Genomic DNA, 14,298 nt, shown 5'->3' on the forward strand with positions numbered 1-14,298 from the left:
GCAAAAAAATTTATTATCCCGCCTTGCGAAAATCGCGAGGGTGTTCATGCTTAATCACTGTGTCAGGCAGTTGTGGCCGATATTTAAATTAACGGGAGCGATATTATGGCTGGACAGCCAGAGCACAATAATAATGCAGAGGTCACGCTTAAACTCGCTGAAGAGCAAATAGCCCTGACGAAGCAAAAGATTGTGGATGGACATGTCCGCGTTACCCGTTCCACAACTGAGCATGACGAGGTCATCAGTACACTGCTTACCCAGGAGAAGGTTGAGGTTAAGCATGTAGCGAAAGCACAGCCCGTTGAAACGATGCCCGAAATCAGGGAAGAGAACGGTGTACTGATTGTCCCGGTAGTAGAGGAAGAAATCCAAATCGTCAGAAAGCTGGTGCTTAAAGAGGAAATCCACATCCGAAAAGTGCAGGAGAATGTTCCTTTTCAGGAAGTGGTGACCCGACGTGAGCAGCAGGTGAACGTTGAGAGAGATGACGATCAAATCAGCTAACAGAGAGGAACCTATCATGGCACAGGAAAAAATCGTAACACTGTTCGATTCTGCAATTCAGGCAGAGGCCGCGAAAAGAAATCTCGTAAAAGCAGGCTTTTCTGATCGGGACATCAGTCTTATCAGTGGAGAACGTTTGCAGCAGGAAGGGCAGTCTGTCCGCCATCCGAGCCTGTGGCAGCGTCTGTTTGGGCACGACGTCGATAAAGATGAGGCGGATGTGTATACCCGAGCAATGGATAAGGGCGGCGTCGTGCTGACCATCCGTACTGAGGAAGAGAAGCTGGCCCGCGCCATGACGATTCTCCATTCTCACGATTCAGTGGATGTGCCGTCACGTATGCAAAGTTCCGTTAAGAACGGCACCACCGCACCGGGCATCAACCCGACAGCAGGCATGCAGTTTGCCGGTGAGACCAATGACCGCCCGGCTGAGCCGCTACGTACCTCACTGACCGGTGATGAGAGCGAAGCTGATATTCTGCGTCTGGCGGAAGAGCAGGTGGAAGTGGGTAAACGTCTGGTCAGCGAAGGCTCGACCCGCGTACGTCGCTATACCGTGACCGATACCGTATCTGAAGATATCTCGCTGCATGGGCAGCACGCTGACATCTTCCGTCGCTCGGTGAATGAGCCTGCGCTGGCCGGAGAAGTGGACTGGTCCGAGAAAACCGTTGAAGTCGCTGAGACCCATGAGCAACCGGTGATTAACAAGACGACCCACGTGAAAGAAGAAGTGGTGGTGCGTACCGACGGCAGCGACCGTACCGAGACCATCAACGACACGGTGCGTCGTCAGGAAGTGGACATCGACCATGCACGAGGTGGTCTGGAGCGCGAGCTGCCGGGCAGGGCGGCAGGGGTAAAACCTGTCACCGCCGCAGCAGGCACGCAGTCACCAGCGGCGCATAACCGCGACCACAAAGAGAGCCTGACTGAGAAGGTGAAAGATAAAACCGGCGAAGTGAAAGACAAGGTCGAAAGTAAGTTGCATGATCACTCACATTGAGGCGCTCATCCTGACAACAGCAGGCGCTGATGGGTATCGCTGATATCCGATGCTGAAGATGCAAGATGCTGAAAGATGCAAGAAGGGGCCAACCGCGAGGTTGGCTCTTTTGCGTTTGTGGGGGGCAGGTGAGCGGTTAAGGTTGCGGCTTGTTAAGGTGGTGCTGCCGTTATTTTACTGGCTGAGCAGTAACGCTGCATTGCTCAGCTGATCCTGCCAGCTTACCGCTGATGCACTGCCTGCTACCAGAAATGCCGCCACTCCCCATCCTCACGCACTGCATTGTGCTTGTTCCATCTCAATCTCGGTTTGTACTTATTCAGTGTTCTTAAAAAACTGAGCAGCAGAACATTTCTGACTTTCTTCATTAAATAACGCTCTGGGAATTTTTATAATAAAAGTGATAAAATATTCAGATGTTTGTGGTTATTATTTTTTTGTGAGGTGATTTTTTAAGTCAGTAATAAGCAAGTTCCGCTTTTCTTGTGGCAAATTTTATAAGCGGCCTCCTCGGGTTGTGTGGTATTTATCTTTGAGGTTGTATTTGCCGAGTCGTCCTTTTTTTCAATTATTAACGGAATTATAGGCATGCTGATGAATTTAATGCCGCGATTGAATTGAGGCTAAAAGATTTTTTATTATCCTGCTTTGCGAATATCGCCATATCCACCTCCTGACTGGTCTATTGCGCAGGCGGCAAGGACAGCGTGTTCGTAAGATATCTGGTCTAAACTCATGACGACTTACGCTTGTTGTCCGGGCTTTAGTCAGCACAGGGTTAACGGCGGTCTGGCTTTTCAGCTATCAGCCAGGTCAGGCCGTAAACAATCAGGCCCGCGACAAGAACGAGCAGCGGAGCAATGATGCGCATGGCACCCTCATTCAGCGTGGCTGCCAAAAAAATGCCCACCACCATAGCCATTAATACCAGACCGCCAGACACTTCGGCGATGAGCTTACGAAGAAGTCTAATAAGTTTCGATAGCATTAATAAACTCTTTGGAGGCTGAGGGGTTTTTACGTAACATTTCACCCATTTTGATGAAGTTCTGCAGGGGTTCTTCGAACATGAAATAGAGCATGTCGTAGTCGTTAATCCGCAGTTCTCGCCACAGTTCAGGGTTTTGCATCTGAAGTCGTCTGGAGGCTTCACAGGCGCGGGAAATTACGCCCTGAGCGATGACGCCGCCAGTCAGGCCACCGGTCAGCCCCCCGGAGTGTCACGCGGGAAATGAATGACAGCATGACACCACTGACGACCTTTGATCCCAGGTAAGAAGACAATGTGAGTTGCGTAGTTGTCCGGCTGGTCATTGACGTTGCGTTGCCTGTCAGCTTGTCATAAACCTTGCGCAGTGCAGGTTCTGGAAGGTACTGCAGCGAATCATCAATGATGATATTAACGATTTTCGCAATCTTATTTCTGTCCCTGAAGGCCTGATAGACAGCCCGGCCAACGCGGACGTCGTCATGCATGTTACGTGACTGGATGCGTCTGCCTCCATCAGAAAGGTTTAAATCCTGAAAGGTTCGCTCCAGTCCCAGATAGAAATCCATCGGTACTGAAACCACGCCCGATAAGACTGAACTGGCGAGCATTGTTGCGTCCATTGCATTTCCCTGGAAACCGTGTCCATTGATAAATTAACATTAAAATATTGTAACTGTGATGGCAATCTTTTGAGGGGCCTGACCGCGCCAAAATGATAGCTGTTAGAGATTTTATGTAAAAAAAATTTCCTTGAAGTTTCCACGGGCACCCGGCGCGCATAACCGCGGCCATAAAGAGAGCCTGACTGAGAAGGTGAAAGACAAAGCTGACGAAGTGAAGGATAAGGTCGAAAACAAGCTGCATCATGACCATACGCATTGAGGCGCTCATCCTGACAGCAACAGGAGATGACGGGCATTACTGATGCCCGATGCTGCTCATGCAAGATGCTGGAAAGAGGCAAGAAAAAGCCAGCCGGGAGGTTGGCTCTTTTGCGTTAGGGGGCAGTAAAAATGGATAACGGCGTCATATCTTCTTCGATATAATCAGGAGCTATCCGAACAGGTCGGGTCATTTAAATGCATCAGTTTGTTTATTTTATTTTCTCACTGCTGTCGTTAGCGTTTTTCATTTTGTTCATCTGGTATTGCTTTAGGCCTTTGCCCCTTAAAAAAGGGCTCCCTCCTTCTCCAGGCGAGATGAAAAAAATTTCGGCTAACACCCCGATATTAAAAAAATTGGGCATGAATACTGAAGATTATTACTATGACAGCGACTTCCTGTATCAGCAGCGTGACGGCGAAACACTCTGCAAAGTTCCGCTGGAAAATATTATCAGGATAAAAGTCACCGGAACCGAAGTCAGTAATCGTAGAGTATGGCTGGTGCGTTATGTCACAGGGTCTTATCGCACCGAAAGGGAGTTCAGAATCCTGAATAACTACACCCTTTTTAATCGGGATTTTGCCGGTTTTCTTACCGCCGTAAAAGAGGCCAATCCAGAGGCTGAGGTGCAGGAAATGACCCTGGGACGACTGTAAATTGGCAGGATAGCGCGGAGCGCTCTAGCAGGAGCAAAGATATGGAACCTTCATTAGCTGACGTTATCGCTTTTGTTCGTGAGTTTTCAGGATGCAGACGTGAAGTAATCGATGAAAACAGCAGGCTTGAACAGGATTTAGGTATTACCGGCGATGATGGTGTTGAATTGCTGGAGGAAGCGGAAAAAGTTTTTGGCGTGAGCTTTTCTGCAGAAGAAGATGATTTCCGGAAGGCGTTTTCCCTGCAAGAAAACGAATATCTTTTCCATAGTGAAGGCATCGACTTTTTGGGCATTGTTTATCTTTGCAGACGACTGCGCGGCATTCCCGCGCCTGTCATCCGCGATCTCTCTGTCGGCCAGCTGCACAGCGTGCTGGTAGAAGCACGTAACAAAAAAGAGAGCGTTGCCCGATAGCCGCATTGTCCAGGAACGCGGCGTATCCTCTCGTCAAAGCCTGGCGGCAATAAACGCTGGCTGTTGGTTTCCTCGCACTCGTGGTGTAAGAGTGATATCAGCACTGATATCAGTAATAAAACCTGAGGGATTAAAGTGAACTGTAAACCGATGCTTTTCGTGCTGGCAATGCTCTCCCTGTCGGCTCAGGCCGCTCAGAGTGGAAAAACGCTTGAGCACAAAGACTGGGAAGTGGTCTGTGATAACACCCTGACCTGCCGCATTGCGGGTTATGCCAAAGAAGAGGATCCCTCCGGCTCCATCCTGCTCACCCGTGCCGCTGGACCGGGAACGGAGACAGTGGGCGAAGTGACGCTCGGCGACACCGAAGATGACAGTGAACCGGCGGAAAAGCTGACGCTTTGGATAAACGGGAAATCAGCTGGCGATCTGGTGGCGGCTGATGATAACTGGCGAATGTCGGCCAGTCAGACCGCTGCGGTAATCAGCGCTGTAAAAGGCAGCGGTAAAGTCGAATTTAAAGGCGGCACAAAGCCATTCCAGCTTTCCGGTGAGGGCGCTTATGCCGTGCTGCTGAAAGCGGACGACATACAGGGCCGTATCGGTACGCCAGGCGCGCTCACCAAAAAGGGCACTAAACCGGAAAGCAGCGTGGTTAAGGCTGTGCCCGCACCGGTTATTCAGGCGTCAAAAACCCTCGGCGGCGAACCCCGTTTGCTGACCGCAGTGGAAAGCGATGCGCTGAAAACCCGACTGCTTGCAACAGTCAATCATAATGATGATGACACGTGCGACAGCCTCTATTCACCTGCAGAAAACAGCGATCCGGAAACCGACGGACTTACACTTACGCCACTGGATGACACACACGTTCTGCTTTCAGCACTCTGCTGGCGTGCTGCTTATAACGAAGGTTATGGTTACTGGGTCATTGATAATCAGCTGAAAGGCAAGCCTGAGCTGGTGACCATTTCCGGGTCAGATTATGACAAGGGCGAGATTACCAGCGTGCAGAAAGGCCGCGGTATTGGTGACTGCATGAGCCAGGAAAGCTGGGTTTGGGACGGCAAGGCTTTCCGCAAAAGCTATGACGGCGGGACCGGCATGTGCCGTTACATCCATGCGGGTGGCACGTGGGATCTGCCGACGCTGGTGACGGATGTGAAGTCTGTTTCGGGTTAAGCAGGTGAACCTGAGAAGCCAAAAGACGGTTTTTTCAGCAGTTGCACCTCTGCCTGCGGATAAGGGTTGCGGAAACAGGGGGTAACGGTATAATCCTCAACGTTTTCCGCATACCCTTCAGTGCCGAAGTGGCGAAATCGGTAGACGCAGTTGATTCAAAATCAACCGCCGCGAGGCGTGCCGGTTCGATTCCGGCCTTCGGCACCAGTATCCTGTCCATTCCCGCCATGGTAAGTCCAAAAAAAACCTTTAAAATCAACATGAAGGCTGGTTTTATTATCCTGCCTCGTCCGGGCACATCCGTTGCAATCCAGACCTCGCTGGGGACATAATTGGGGGCATCCCCACTTCGATAAGAAATGTGCTCCCAAATGAAGTTGAATGCCCGCCAGGTCGACACTGCAAAGCCTAATGGCTGATGGAGGCGGTTTGTACATTGAGGTCACCACCAAAGGATCAAAATACTGATGTATGAAGTATCGACGGCAGCCGATAAAAAATAAGACCGGCTTGCCTTTGGCGTCTGGCCGACAGTAACGCTTGCTCAGGCACGTGCTAAGCGTGACTAAGCTAAAAAGATGCTAGGGCAGGGGATTGACCCCAAATCCGAACAAAAAGAAGCCCAGGCTGAAAATGTAGGTGCTTACACTTTTGACATCATCGCCCGCGAATGGCACGCGAGTAACAAGCGCTGGAGTGATGACCATCGTTAAAGGCTCCTGCGCTATCTCGAACTGTATATTTTTCCTCATATTGGTTCAGCAGATATTCATAAGCTGAAAACCAGTCAGCTGTTGGCACCTGTAATCCGGTTTTTTTATGCATGAACTTCACCGGTTATGAATGATAACCTTCACCCTACACCTATCATTCATCGAGTAATTAACTGATATATATGAATAAAACTGGAAGGTGAACAGTGTGAAGGGTTTTCTGTAAAATCTTTGATGGGATTACTCGCTTTCTTTAAAATGGATAATTTTTTGTACTTATAAGTGTCAGGAGTGGTCATAGCTGAAAGCAAACCTTGCTCATCCAGCAATGAGCAAACCCGTCAATTTCTATAAAATTTGCATATAGCATCAAGAAAGAAGGGAATAGGGCAAATTGTCGGACAACTTTTGAGCTTATTTTCCATGCCTGAAAATGACGCCTTTATTAGAACAAATTATGACCTTTATAAACAATCACGTGGTACTATTTCTGCTTAAACTAGATCAGGATTACGTGATGAATTTTAAAATACACGACAAGCTCATTCATGAAGTCGAATCTCCAAAAGGTCTTCTTTATAGAATGATAATTATTTACACCTGCTTTATGGCTACGCTAATTATTATCCTTTTTTTTGCTATGGGTGACACATCTAAACTAAACTTTTACTTTTTTATAAACTCTTGCACAGTGATACTGATGGTATGGTTTATTAGAAAATCGTTTAATATACTTTCTAAGCAAATGCATCTGCTATTTTTTAGGATAAGTCTATTTTTACTCCTGAACTCATCACTAGCCTCTATGGCTGGAGGTCTTAGCCTGATAGAGAGAGATACGGCATCACTATTAGCTGCTCTTCTTTATGTCCCGGCAATGTTAATGATTATTTTTTCTTTTAATAATTTTATATCATATGTGAATTATAATTACAAATCTGCGGTTGATCTGTCGTTGACAGATGAACTAACGGGTTTACCTAATAGACGGTACCTTAACATTAAACTCAGAGATCTTGAAAAAAATACTGGAACAATTTGTATTGCAGATATTGACCATTTTAAGAAAATTAATGATACATATGGTCATGAGGCTGGTGATAAGGTTTTAAGAGATTTAGGTATGAAATTAAGTAATTTTTTAGGAGATGATATCTTTATTTCCAGGTCAGGTGGCGAAGAGTTTACAATATTGATTCTTGAAAACACTAATGCTGAAGATATTATTAGAAAGATAAAAACATCGATCACAGGCCGGTGCAATGGGAGCATTAGCGTTACTCTAAGCCTCGGAGTAGCAGTCAAACAGAATGATTATTCTTCATCAACTATTATTACTGCTGCTGATAATGCGCTTTATCGAGCAAAAAAAGCCGGAAGAGATTGCATAGTGTATGCACAGCGCTTTTAAAATCAAGCTTAATGTAGAAGGGCGCTCTTGCCCTTCTACATTGATAATTTTATATTAGGTACCGCGCTGGTAATGTGAAGGTCTTTGTAAAATCAAATTTTAGTAAAGGTGCGTGCGGTTACGATCCCATACTCGGAACCTAACCGAACTTGCGATAGTCAATCTTGACTTAAACAAGTCACTACATAAAGAATAGAAAGAATTATCAAATAAAAATGGGCACATAAGAAAGCATTTAATATTTAATACAGTTGCTTATTTCAAAGTTCGAGTCCGGTGTTCGCACCATTAGTATGTAATTGGAACTCAACTGAGGTTTTTATTATGCCTAGAAATCCAGCAGCTATCTGCCTTTTTCACTATAACTAAAATAGAAAATATATGGAACATTAATAATACGGCGAATATATAGATGGGTGGGCGCACATCACAGTTCATTGTTTGAATATATTGCTCCCTTCAGGCTGGTTTACCTGCTCCATATTGTTTTACATAGCACAAAGTGAGCCATGCCTGATAGGCCATATGAGGATATTCCAATAAGTTATTTTTTTACGAATCAATATTTTCTGCCAGACCGAAGCTGAAACCGAATTTTCTGCAAAGAAACTCTGCCTTAAGTACACTATCTTCACTTTCCCTATCAACTCCTGAAGCAGATAATCTTTCAGAGGGATTATAAAGTTTTCCGCTTACATGCAGCGCTAATTTATGTGGCATCATTGGGTTTTATTGCGCTTTGGCGAATCATAATGACAGCTAGTAATAAGGTTTTTGCTAACCTATGATTGTGTAAAATATCAGAGATAGATCAATTTATTTTCATGCCGAGGCAGTATGATAAATAACGCTCTTGAATGAAATCATTAGAATAAAAGGAGCCAGAGAGGTCATTAAAAGGAAAATTCACTGTTAATGATGCAGATTACTCACCCTTAGTCATGTATGGAATCGGGACATTTATGGCGTACTCTGGTAACAGGGAATATCGCAATCGCGCAGGATGTATTACAGTTCCAGACAATGGGCCAATACCTGATGGTTTATATCACATCGTTAAGCGCCCAACCGGTGGCTGGAAAGGTATAATCCGGACTGACTTGCACGACTCCTACTCATGGTCAACTTCAACGCCAGTCATCAGGTATGAATGGTTTGCTTTGTATCGTGATGATGGAAGGATAGATGACCACACATGGGTGAATAATGTAGAGCGAGGTAACTTCAGACTACACCCTCGCGGCCCGCTTGGTGTATCGTTAGGCTGCATCACTTTACAACACAGAACTGATTTCATCGCTATCCGGCAAGCATTACTCTCTACTGCACAAGTGAAATTACGTAATGGACTAATGTCTTTTGGAACAATTGAGGTAGTTTTAAATGGAAGCAAAGCGTGTCCCAGCGAGATTTAGAATCCTTATCGCCGTGTCCTTGTTCGTCGTTAGTTTTTTACTGGCAAGGCCGTCAGATCCATCGACACAAAGAGAACAGCAGTTCTGGACAGCGTTAGCAAAGCTATTTGATCAGCGTGATATCGAAGGTTTTGTGGGGATTGCGCTAATAGTCATCTGTATAGTGGTAACGCTCATCGGTTATCAGATTATAATCAGAGTGATTGAGAAAAAAATTAATAATAAATAAATTTATAACGAGTAAAGTAGTTTGTGTCCCCTCGCTTTATCAGAAAATCGTAACAGGGAAAGGTCGTTAATCATGAAAAACAAGATGATGCTTGGTGTCGTATTTCTCTTAACGGGATGCCCTGGACCTAGCGACCGGATGGTGGAGCGTGAATCTACAACGGCATTTATCAAAGACAAGCAAGTTTGTGTAGTGTCGCCGCTTGAGCCAAAAGAAAGGATCACTGCCATTCAAATCAACAGCGATAAAAGTAACTCCTTTCACAGGGTTTTTGATGACAAACCTGTTTATGTTCCAAAAGGTGAGTGCCTTACTGTGTTCGGATTTACGTTCACAACGGGAGAGCGTTACTCTTTCGCCTATGATGTTCAATCTGATAAATCAATATCGCATTTAGTCACTGCTGACTTTTCTTATCCAAAAGAATAGGGGGCATAATGGCCCTTTGATTCTCATAAACGCACGCATGTCATTAAACCCGGCTTAACGACTTCACATCTTGAATTGTTAAGGTAGTTACCAATGATGGGACATTTCTCTCATTTATGGGGACGAAGCAATGAAAAACCTGTTTAAATGGTTCGCACTTATAGCTATCACCATGCTTGTCTGTGGCGGCTTGTTTTTCTGGTTTGTTGCATTAGTCTCTGATGAGGCAACTGTCTATAAAGATAATGATTTCTTTAACTACCACATGCTGACAGACCCCGATATCGAAAAAGCACCGCGTATAACTTACGAGTTTTACTTCGAGTCTCATCCGGGCGATGGTTATTCCCCTTCAAATAGCATCGTATTTAAAGGAGCTTCAGATACTGCATCGCTGCGCACTTATCTTGAAAAGCTGGGATACGAGAAGCAAAGACGCAGTTTGGGTGAGAAGGAGAGATGGGCAAAGCCTGATCAGCTGGATGGGGATCTGTTTTATCTGTATTTTGACCCCACAACCCATGAGATTGAGCTGACTAAGGTTCTGAATAATTGAGTCGCCTGAACGAGAAATTGTTGTGGTCATACCAATCTCTGCCGATGGTCATCGCGCTGCTGCTCACAGGATGCGCCCGCTCTGACGCGCTGTGGACGGTCACGCATGACCTCTGCATGAATAACTATCACTACCGTCGCGATCCGGCACCCTGCCAGCAAGTCTATCTGCCGCAGGACAACACACAGGGCTACAGCATCATCCAGAATCCTCGCCACAGGTTGCACTTTATTCTGGTGCCCACGGTGGCGATGTCCGGCATTGAGAGCATTACGCTGTCGCGTCCCGGCCGTCCCGATTATTTCGGCTACGCCTGGTTAATGCGTTATCGTCTGATGGCGGTCTATGGTGCTGAAGTGCCTGAGGATCGGCTCGGCATGGCGCTGAATTCCGCTTATGGCCGCAGCCAGAATCAACTTCATATTCATCTGACCTGCCTGCGGGAAGATGTGTATCGTCAGCTTCAGGCCGAGCGACCCTATATTCATAATGACTGGCGACCCTTGCCTGACCGCTTGCTGAATCACACCTACTATGCCCGTCGCGTTATGCAGCCGACGGCGATGGGAATCTATCCTGTTTTCTCCGTGGCGCGCCATTTCCATCTGTCGCCGCCGCAGCTGGCAGAGTCTGGGGTGGCGCTTATCCCAACGACGTTCTCGGGAGAAAAAGGGTTTATCCTGCTAACCACCCGGCGCGGCTGGGATAAGGGCAATCGGGCGTCCGTTGAGTCGCTACTGGATAAACGCTGCGCTATTCTTTCAGCGCCGCCAGCTGACGTTTCAGCTGGGGAGTAACCAAACCTCATCACCCTGACTTCTCCACTGCTCCAGCCACTCTGGTGTAATCAAACCCTCTGATAGTACGAACCCAATTGGCAATAATGAACGCCCGTGCAGAAAAACCAGCCCAGGGATCATGCCGCAATGAAAGATCGTCGTTATACCTGCTCAGGCGAGCCGGGGCTCGAAGTAAAAGGTGGCGTATTCAAAAAGACCGACATGCGCCGGGCCAGATTTTATCTTTACGCCATCTTCAACCGCTGCAAGCGTTTCTCACGGCGAATCTTACGCTCTTCCATCACCGCAACCAGCGCCATCAGGCAGATACAGGCGATAGCAGCGATATCCAGCGCGGCGAAAGTGCCTGCCCAGCCGGTCAGGCCAAATATCGGCGTGCCGTCGGCAATCATGCCCAGGCCCAGTTTGGCGAAGCTGTCACCAATCAGGTAGGCAAAAGTGCCTTTGATGCCATCCGCCGCACCAATCGCTTTTTTCGGTACAAAGCCGACGGCGGCGACGCCGATTAACAGCTGCGGGCCAAAGACCAGAAAGCCGAGCGCGAACAGCGAAGCCAGATAAACATACTGGTTGCTGGCATGCTGATAGATCCCGAGCGTGGCAATAATCAACGCTAACGCGACGCAGGCCACCAGCGCACGACGGCCATTGGCCAGATCGGAGAGCCAGCCCCACAGCAGCGTACCCACCAGCGCGCCGACTTCAAACAGGGTAAAGCCCTGAATTGCCACCTCTTTAGAGAGTTTCAGCTCCTGAAAGGCGTAGACCGTTGACCACTGATCGATCCCGATGCGCACGACATAAAGGAAGATGTTGGCGAAGCAGAGCAGCCAGATCACTTTATTTTTCAGCACATATTCGACAAAGATTTGCCATTTGGTCATTGACTCATCATCAGCTTCTTTGTCCTCTTCGCTCAGCTCCTCGTCAAACAGCTCTTCGGCTTTGCCCAGACCATAGGATTCCGGGGAGTCGCTGCCGTAGCGCAGGCCGATAAAGCCGACAATCAACGCGATGATCGACGGGAAGATAAACATGCCGATGACGTGGCCGTCGAACAGCACATTTGCGCCAAACAGCGCGACACCCGCTGCACCGGCACCGCCGAGGTTATGAGAGATGTTCCACATGCCCAGGTAAGATCCCCGTTTGCGGCGCGGCGTCCATTTGGTGATGGTCGAATAACTGCATGAACCGCCGGTGCTCTGGAAGAATCCGCTTAAAGCATAAAAGGTGATCATCAGGAACAGGCTGATGGAGCCGCTGCCCATACTGGCGCTGAAACCCAGCATACAGATGGCCGACAGGATAAGCATGAACGGCAGGAACTGCTTGGTGTTTTTGCCGTCTGCGTAGTAGGAGACCAGCGTTTTTCCGACGCCGTAGGTGATGGAGAAACCCAGACCGATCATCCCCAGCTGCGTCATACTCAGCCCGTAGGTGGTGATCATGTCATTCTGCGCAATGTTGAAGTTTTTGCGGATCAGATACATGGTCAGGTAGCCGATAAAGACCACCAGATAGGACTGCATAAACGGTTTGAACCACATCTTGCGCCGCAGTTCGATTGGCAGATCCAGCGTCGGTCTGCGCACCTGTTTGAGGAAGGCCAGCATGGAAGGGGATTCTCCTGATTGGAAAGCTGCCATCGGCAGCGAATGGCTGGCATTGTAAAAATCCATCGCCAGACTGGCCTGAGACAGCATCCAGGCGAAACCAGGAAAATTTCTTAGTTTTGCTCCACTCAGGACAAAAAGGAGAGACGTATCACGCTTCAGGGGAGGCGCGGGGTGCCTGAGCATTCAGAAACGGCAATAGTAGCAGCGCAGAGATCCCCGCTGCGACGGCAATCACCGCAAAGAAGCCGCTCCAGTGCCAGACGTCGATCACCCACGCCAGCGGCCAGCCGGAGAGCGACGCGCCGAGATAGGCGAACAGGCCGACAAAGCCGGTTGCCGCACCCGCGGCGTCTTTATGGGAACATTCGGCTGCCGCCATACCAATCAGCATCTGTGGGCCGAAAACAAAAAATCCGGTCGTGAAGAAGCAGGCTGCCTGCATCACGTAACTGGTAAACGGCATCAGCCACAGTGAACCAACTGAGAGCAAAATCCCGGCCGCAAAAATCAGGTTCATCGGGCCACGGTTGCCATTAAACAGTTTGTCCGACCCCCAGCCCGCCACCAGCGCGCCGATCACGCCGCCCAGCTCAAACAGGGTTATCGCCGAATTCGCCGTCACCAGATCCACGCCCAGCGTCTCCGAGATGTAGAGATTGCCCCAGTCATTGAGCGCGGCACGAACCACATAGACCAGCACGTAACAGAGCGACAGCAGCCAGATGTAGGGGTTGAGCAGCACGTAGCGCATCAGGATCGCTTTGCGGCTCAGACCTGCACCTTCCTGCTGCTGCGCCATCTCCATCTCATCCTGTCGCCAGTCGCCTACCGCGGGCAGACCGACCGTCTGAGGGCGGTCGCGCAGATGCCAGCAGAGAAACAGCCCGGCGAGGATCGCTAAGCTGCCCGCAATCATCATCCCGGTTCGCCAGCCATAGTGCAGCGCTACCGCGCCGATAACGATCGGGATCACCGCGCCGCCGACATTATGTGCGGTGTTCCACAGTGCCCACCAGCCACCGCGCTCGTTACGCGAATACCAGCTGGTCAGCAGGCGCGCGCAGACCGGCGCACCCCAGCCCTGGAAAAAGGCGTTAAGGGTCCACAGTAGCGCAAAGGCCCACAGCGAGGTGGAGAAGCCAAACAGGATATTCACCACGCCAGTCGCGATCAGCCCCAGTCCCATAAAGTAACGGGCGTCAGAGCGGTCACTGACGATGCCGGAGAAAAACTTAGACAAGCCATAGGTGATATAAAACAGCGTCGCCAGCAGGCCGATATCGGTGCGCATCATCACGCCGCTGGCGATCACTTCCGGCGCGGCCGCGTTAAAGCTTTTACGGGTAAAGTAGAACAGGGCATAGCCGATCCAGATGGTTGACATGATGTGCCGTCGCCAGTAGCGATAGCGGCTATCAATCTCACTTTTGTCCTGCAGCGGAGCGGCGTTAGCGGGCGTTTTCAGAAAGTTAAACACGGT

16 protein-coding genes, 1 tRNA gene and 1 pseudogene are annotated in these 14,298 nt (G+C 48.8%); 13 read left to right on the plus strand and 5 right to left on the minus strand.

The genetic code is table 11. From position 1 onward, the window contains the following. Positions 1 to 105: 105 nt before the first annotated feature. Positions 106 to 507: a DUF2382 domain-containing protein gene (locus QSK07_RS06155; RefSeq protein WP_033731998.1), complete on the plus strand. Its 402-nt coding sequence runs from the start codon at positions 106 to 108 to the stop codon at positions 505 to 507. Positions 508 to 523: 16 nt separating this feature from the next. Further along, positions 524 to 1,516 carry a YsnF/AvaK domain-containing protein gene (locus tag QSK07_RS06160; protein ID WP_285721119.1) on the plus strand — a complete coding sequence of 331 codons (993 nt, stop codon included), beginning with the start codon at positions 524 to 526 and terminating at the stop codon, positions 1,514 to 1,516. A 778-nt stretch (positions 1,517 to 2,294) separates the two neighbouring features. Here QSK07_RS06160 and QSK07_RS06165 read toward each other — a convergent pair. From QSK07_RS06165 to QSK07_RS06175, 3 genes are read right to left on the minus strand one after another with little or no spacing between them, the layout of a single operon-like run. Beyond that, on the minus strand, positions 2,295 to 2,504 hold the full coding sequence (locus tag QSK07_RS06165) for a hypothetical protein (RefSeq protein ID WP_285721120.1): 210 nt from the start codon (positions 2,502 to 2,504) through the stop codon (positions 2,295 to 2,297). Beyond that, positions 2,485 to 2,646 (minus strand): hypothetical protein, encoded by a 162-nt coding sequence (locus QSK07_RS06170; protein ID WP_285721121.1) that lies wholly within the window; start codon positions 2,644 to 2,646, stop codon positions 2,485 to 2,487. Before QSK07_RS06170 ends, QSK07_RS06165 begins: the two co-directional genes overlap by 20 nt. Before the next feature lie 19 nt (positions 2,647 to 2,665). Then, the gene (locus QSK07_RS06175; protein ID WP_285721122.1) at positions 2,666 to 3,127 is read right to left on the minus strand and encodes a hypothetical protein; all 462 of its coding nucleotides are present in this window, start codon (positions 3,125 to 3,127) and stop codon (positions 2,666 to 2,668) included. A gap of 459 nt (positions 3,128 to 3,586) precedes the next feature. Between QSK07_RS06175 and QSK07_RS06180 the strand changes: the two genes are divergently transcribed. The 11 genes and pseudogenes from QSK07_RS06180 to QSK07_RS06230 all read left to right on the plus strand — a co-directional run bounded on the left by QSK07_RS06180 (position 3,587) and on the right by QSK07_RS06230 (position 11,196). Continuing rightward, entirely contained in the window at positions 3,587 to 4,048 is a 462-nt protein-coding gene (locus tag QSK07_RS06180) for a hypothetical protein (RefSeq protein ID WP_098051615.1), read from the plus strand. A gap of 41 nt (positions 4,049 to 4,089) precedes the next feature. After that, complete coding sequence (locus QSK07_RS06185; protein ID WP_285721123.1) at positions 4,090 to 4,464, plus strand: acyl carrier protein; 375 nt, start codon at positions 4,090 to 4,092, stop codon at positions 4,462 to 4,464. A gap of 150 nt (positions 4,465 to 4,614) precedes the next feature. Continuing rightward, positions 4,615 to 5,646 (plus strand): DUF1176 domain-containing protein, encoded by a 1,032-nt coding sequence (locus tag QSK07_RS06190; RefSeq protein ID WP_285721221.1) that lies wholly within the window; start codon positions 4,615 to 4,617, stop codon positions 5,644 to 5,646. Positions 5,647 to 5,768: 122 nt separating this feature from the next. Next, a tRNA-Leu gene (locus QSK07_RS06195) sits at positions 5,769 to 5,853 on the plus strand. 164 nt (positions 5,854 to 6,017) lie between these two features. After that, a pseudogene (locus QSK07_RS06200) lies at positions 6,018 to 6,452 on the plus strand (integrase arm-type DNA-binding domain-containing protein); the annotation flags it as partial. Between the two features lie 424 nt (positions 6,453 to 6,876). Further along, on the plus strand, positions 6,877 to 7,770 hold the full coding sequence (locus QSK07_RS06205) for a GGDEF domain-containing protein (RefSeq protein WP_285721124.1): 894 nt from the start codon (positions 6,877 to 6,879) through the stop codon (positions 7,768 to 7,770). A gap of 962 nt (positions 7,771 to 8,732) precedes the next feature. Then, the gene (locus tag QSK07_RS06210) at positions 8,733 to 9,185 is read left to right on the plus strand and encodes a DUF2778 domain-containing protein (protein WP_352230959.1); all 453 of its coding nucleotides are present in this window, start codon (positions 8,733 to 8,735) and stop codon (positions 9,183 to 9,185) included. Then, the gene (locus tag QSK07_RS06215) at positions 9,154 to 9,414 is read left to right on the plus strand and encodes a hypothetical protein (RefSeq protein ID WP_285721227.1); all 261 of its coding nucleotides are present in this window, start codon (positions 9,154 to 9,156) and stop codon (positions 9,412 to 9,414) included. Before QSK07_RS06210 ends, QSK07_RS06215 begins: the two co-directional genes overlap by 32 nt. 72 nt (positions 9,415 to 9,486) lie before the next feature. Then, positions 9,487 to 9,843, plus strand: coding sequence for a putative T6SS immunity periplasmic lipoprotein (locus tag QSK07_RS06220; RefSeq protein WP_285721126.1), 357 nt, complete (start codon positions 9,487 to 9,489; stop codon positions 9,841 to 9,843). Between the two features lie 130 nt (positions 9,844 to 9,973). Next, on the plus strand, positions 9,974 to 10,399 hold the full coding sequence (locus QSK07_RS06225; RefSeq protein WP_285721127.1) for a hypothetical protein: 426 nt from the start codon (positions 9,974 to 9,976) through the stop codon (positions 10,397 to 10,399). Positions 10,400 to 10,443: 44 nt separating this feature from the next. Beyond that, a complete protein-coding gene (locus QSK07_RS06230) occupies positions 10,444 to 11,196 on the plus strand; it encodes a CDP-diacylglycerol pyrophosphatase (protein WP_285721222.1) in 753 nt (250 codons plus the stop codon). 227 nt (positions 11,197 to 11,423) lie between these two features. Here the strand turns inward: QSK07_RS06230 and uhpT are convergent, their stop codons facing one another. Both uhpT and QSK07_RS06240 read right to left on the minus strand, forming a co-directional pair. Further along, positions 11,424 to 12,815 carry a hexose-6-phosphate:phosphate antiporter UhpT gene (gene uhpT / locus QSK07_RS06235; RefSeq protein WP_098053088.1) on the minus strand — a complete coding sequence of 464 codons (1,392 nt, stop codon included), beginning with the start codon at positions 12,813 to 12,815 and terminating at the stop codon, positions 11,424 to 11,426. A gap of 151 nt (positions 12,816 to 12,966) precedes the next feature. Then, positions 12,967 to 14,295: an MFS transporter gene (locus QSK07_RS06240; protein WP_285721128.1), complete on the minus strand. Its 1,329-nt coding sequence runs from the start codon at positions 14,293 to 14,295 to the stop codon at positions 12,967 to 12,969. Between the last annotated feature and the right edge of the window lie 3 nt (positions 14,296 to 14,298).

The sequence above is a fragment of the Pantoea sp. QMID4 genome, assembly GCF_030270445.1.
Taxonomy (GTDB): Bacteria; Pseudomonadota; Gammaproteobacteria; order Enterobacterales; family Enterobacteriaceae; genus Pantoea; species Pantoea vagans.

Excerpts from the sequence above, each read along its gene's own strand:
- QSK07_RS06155 (WP_033731998.1), top strand. The coding sequence starts at position 106 with ATGGCTGGACAGCCAGAGCACAATAATAATGCAGAGGTCACGCTTAAA.
- QSK07_RS06160 (WP_285721119.1), top strand. The coding sequence starts at position 524 with ATGGCACAGGAAAAAATCGTAACACTGTTCGATTCTGCAATTCAGGCA.
- QSK07_RS06165 (WP_285721120.1), bottom strand. The coding sequence starts at position 2,504 with ATGCTATCGAAACTTATTAGACTTCTTCGTAAGCTCATCGCCGAAGTG.
- QSK07_RS06170 (WP_285721121.1), bottom strand. The coding sequence starts at position 2,646 with ATGCAAAACCCTGAACTGTGGCGAGAACTGCGGATTAACGACTACGAC.
- QSK07_RS06175 (WP_285721122.1), bottom strand. The coding sequence starts at position 3,127 with ATGGACGCAACAATGCTCGCCAGTTCAGTCTTATCGGGCGTGGTTTCA.
- QSK07_RS06180 (WP_098051615.1), top strand. The coding sequence starts at position 3,587 with ATGCATCAGTTTGTTTATTTTATTTTCTCACTGCTGTCGTTAGCGTTT.
- QSK07_RS06185 (WP_285721123.1), top strand. The coding sequence starts at position 4,090 with ATGGAACCTTCATTAGCTGACGTTATCGCTTTTGTTCGTGAGTTTTCA.
- QSK07_RS06190 (WP_285721221.1), top strand. The coding sequence starts at position 4,615 with ATGCTTTTCGTGCTGGCAATGCTCTCCCTGTCGGCTCAGGCCGCTCAG.
- QSK07_RS06205 (WP_285721124.1), top strand. The coding sequence starts at position 6,877 with ATGAATTTTAAAATACACGACAAGCTCATTCATGAAGTCGAATCTCCA.
- QSK07_RS06210 (WP_352230959.1), top strand. The coding sequence starts at position 8,733 with ATGGCGTACTCTGGTAACAGGGAATATCGCAATCGCGCAGGATGTATT.
- QSK07_RS06215 (WP_285721227.1), top strand. The coding sequence starts at position 9,154 with ATGGAAGCAAAGCGTGTCCCAGCGAGATTTAGAATCCTTATCGCCGTG.
- QSK07_RS06220 (WP_285721126.1), top strand. The coding sequence starts at position 9,487 with ATGAAAAACAAGATGATGCTTGGTGTCGTATTTCTCTTAACGGGATGC.
- QSK07_RS06225 (WP_285721127.1), top strand. The coding sequence starts at position 9,974 with ATGAAAAACCTGTTTAAATGGTTCGCACTTATAGCTATCACCATGCTT.
- QSK07_RS06230 (WP_285721222.1), top strand. The coding sequence starts at position 10,444 with ATGGTCATCGCGCTGCTGCTCACAGGATGCGCCCGCTCTGACGCGCTG.
- uhpT (WP_098053088.1), bottom strand. The coding sequence starts at position 12,815 with ATGCTGGCCTTCCTCAAACAGGTGCGCAGACCGACGCTGGATCTGCCA.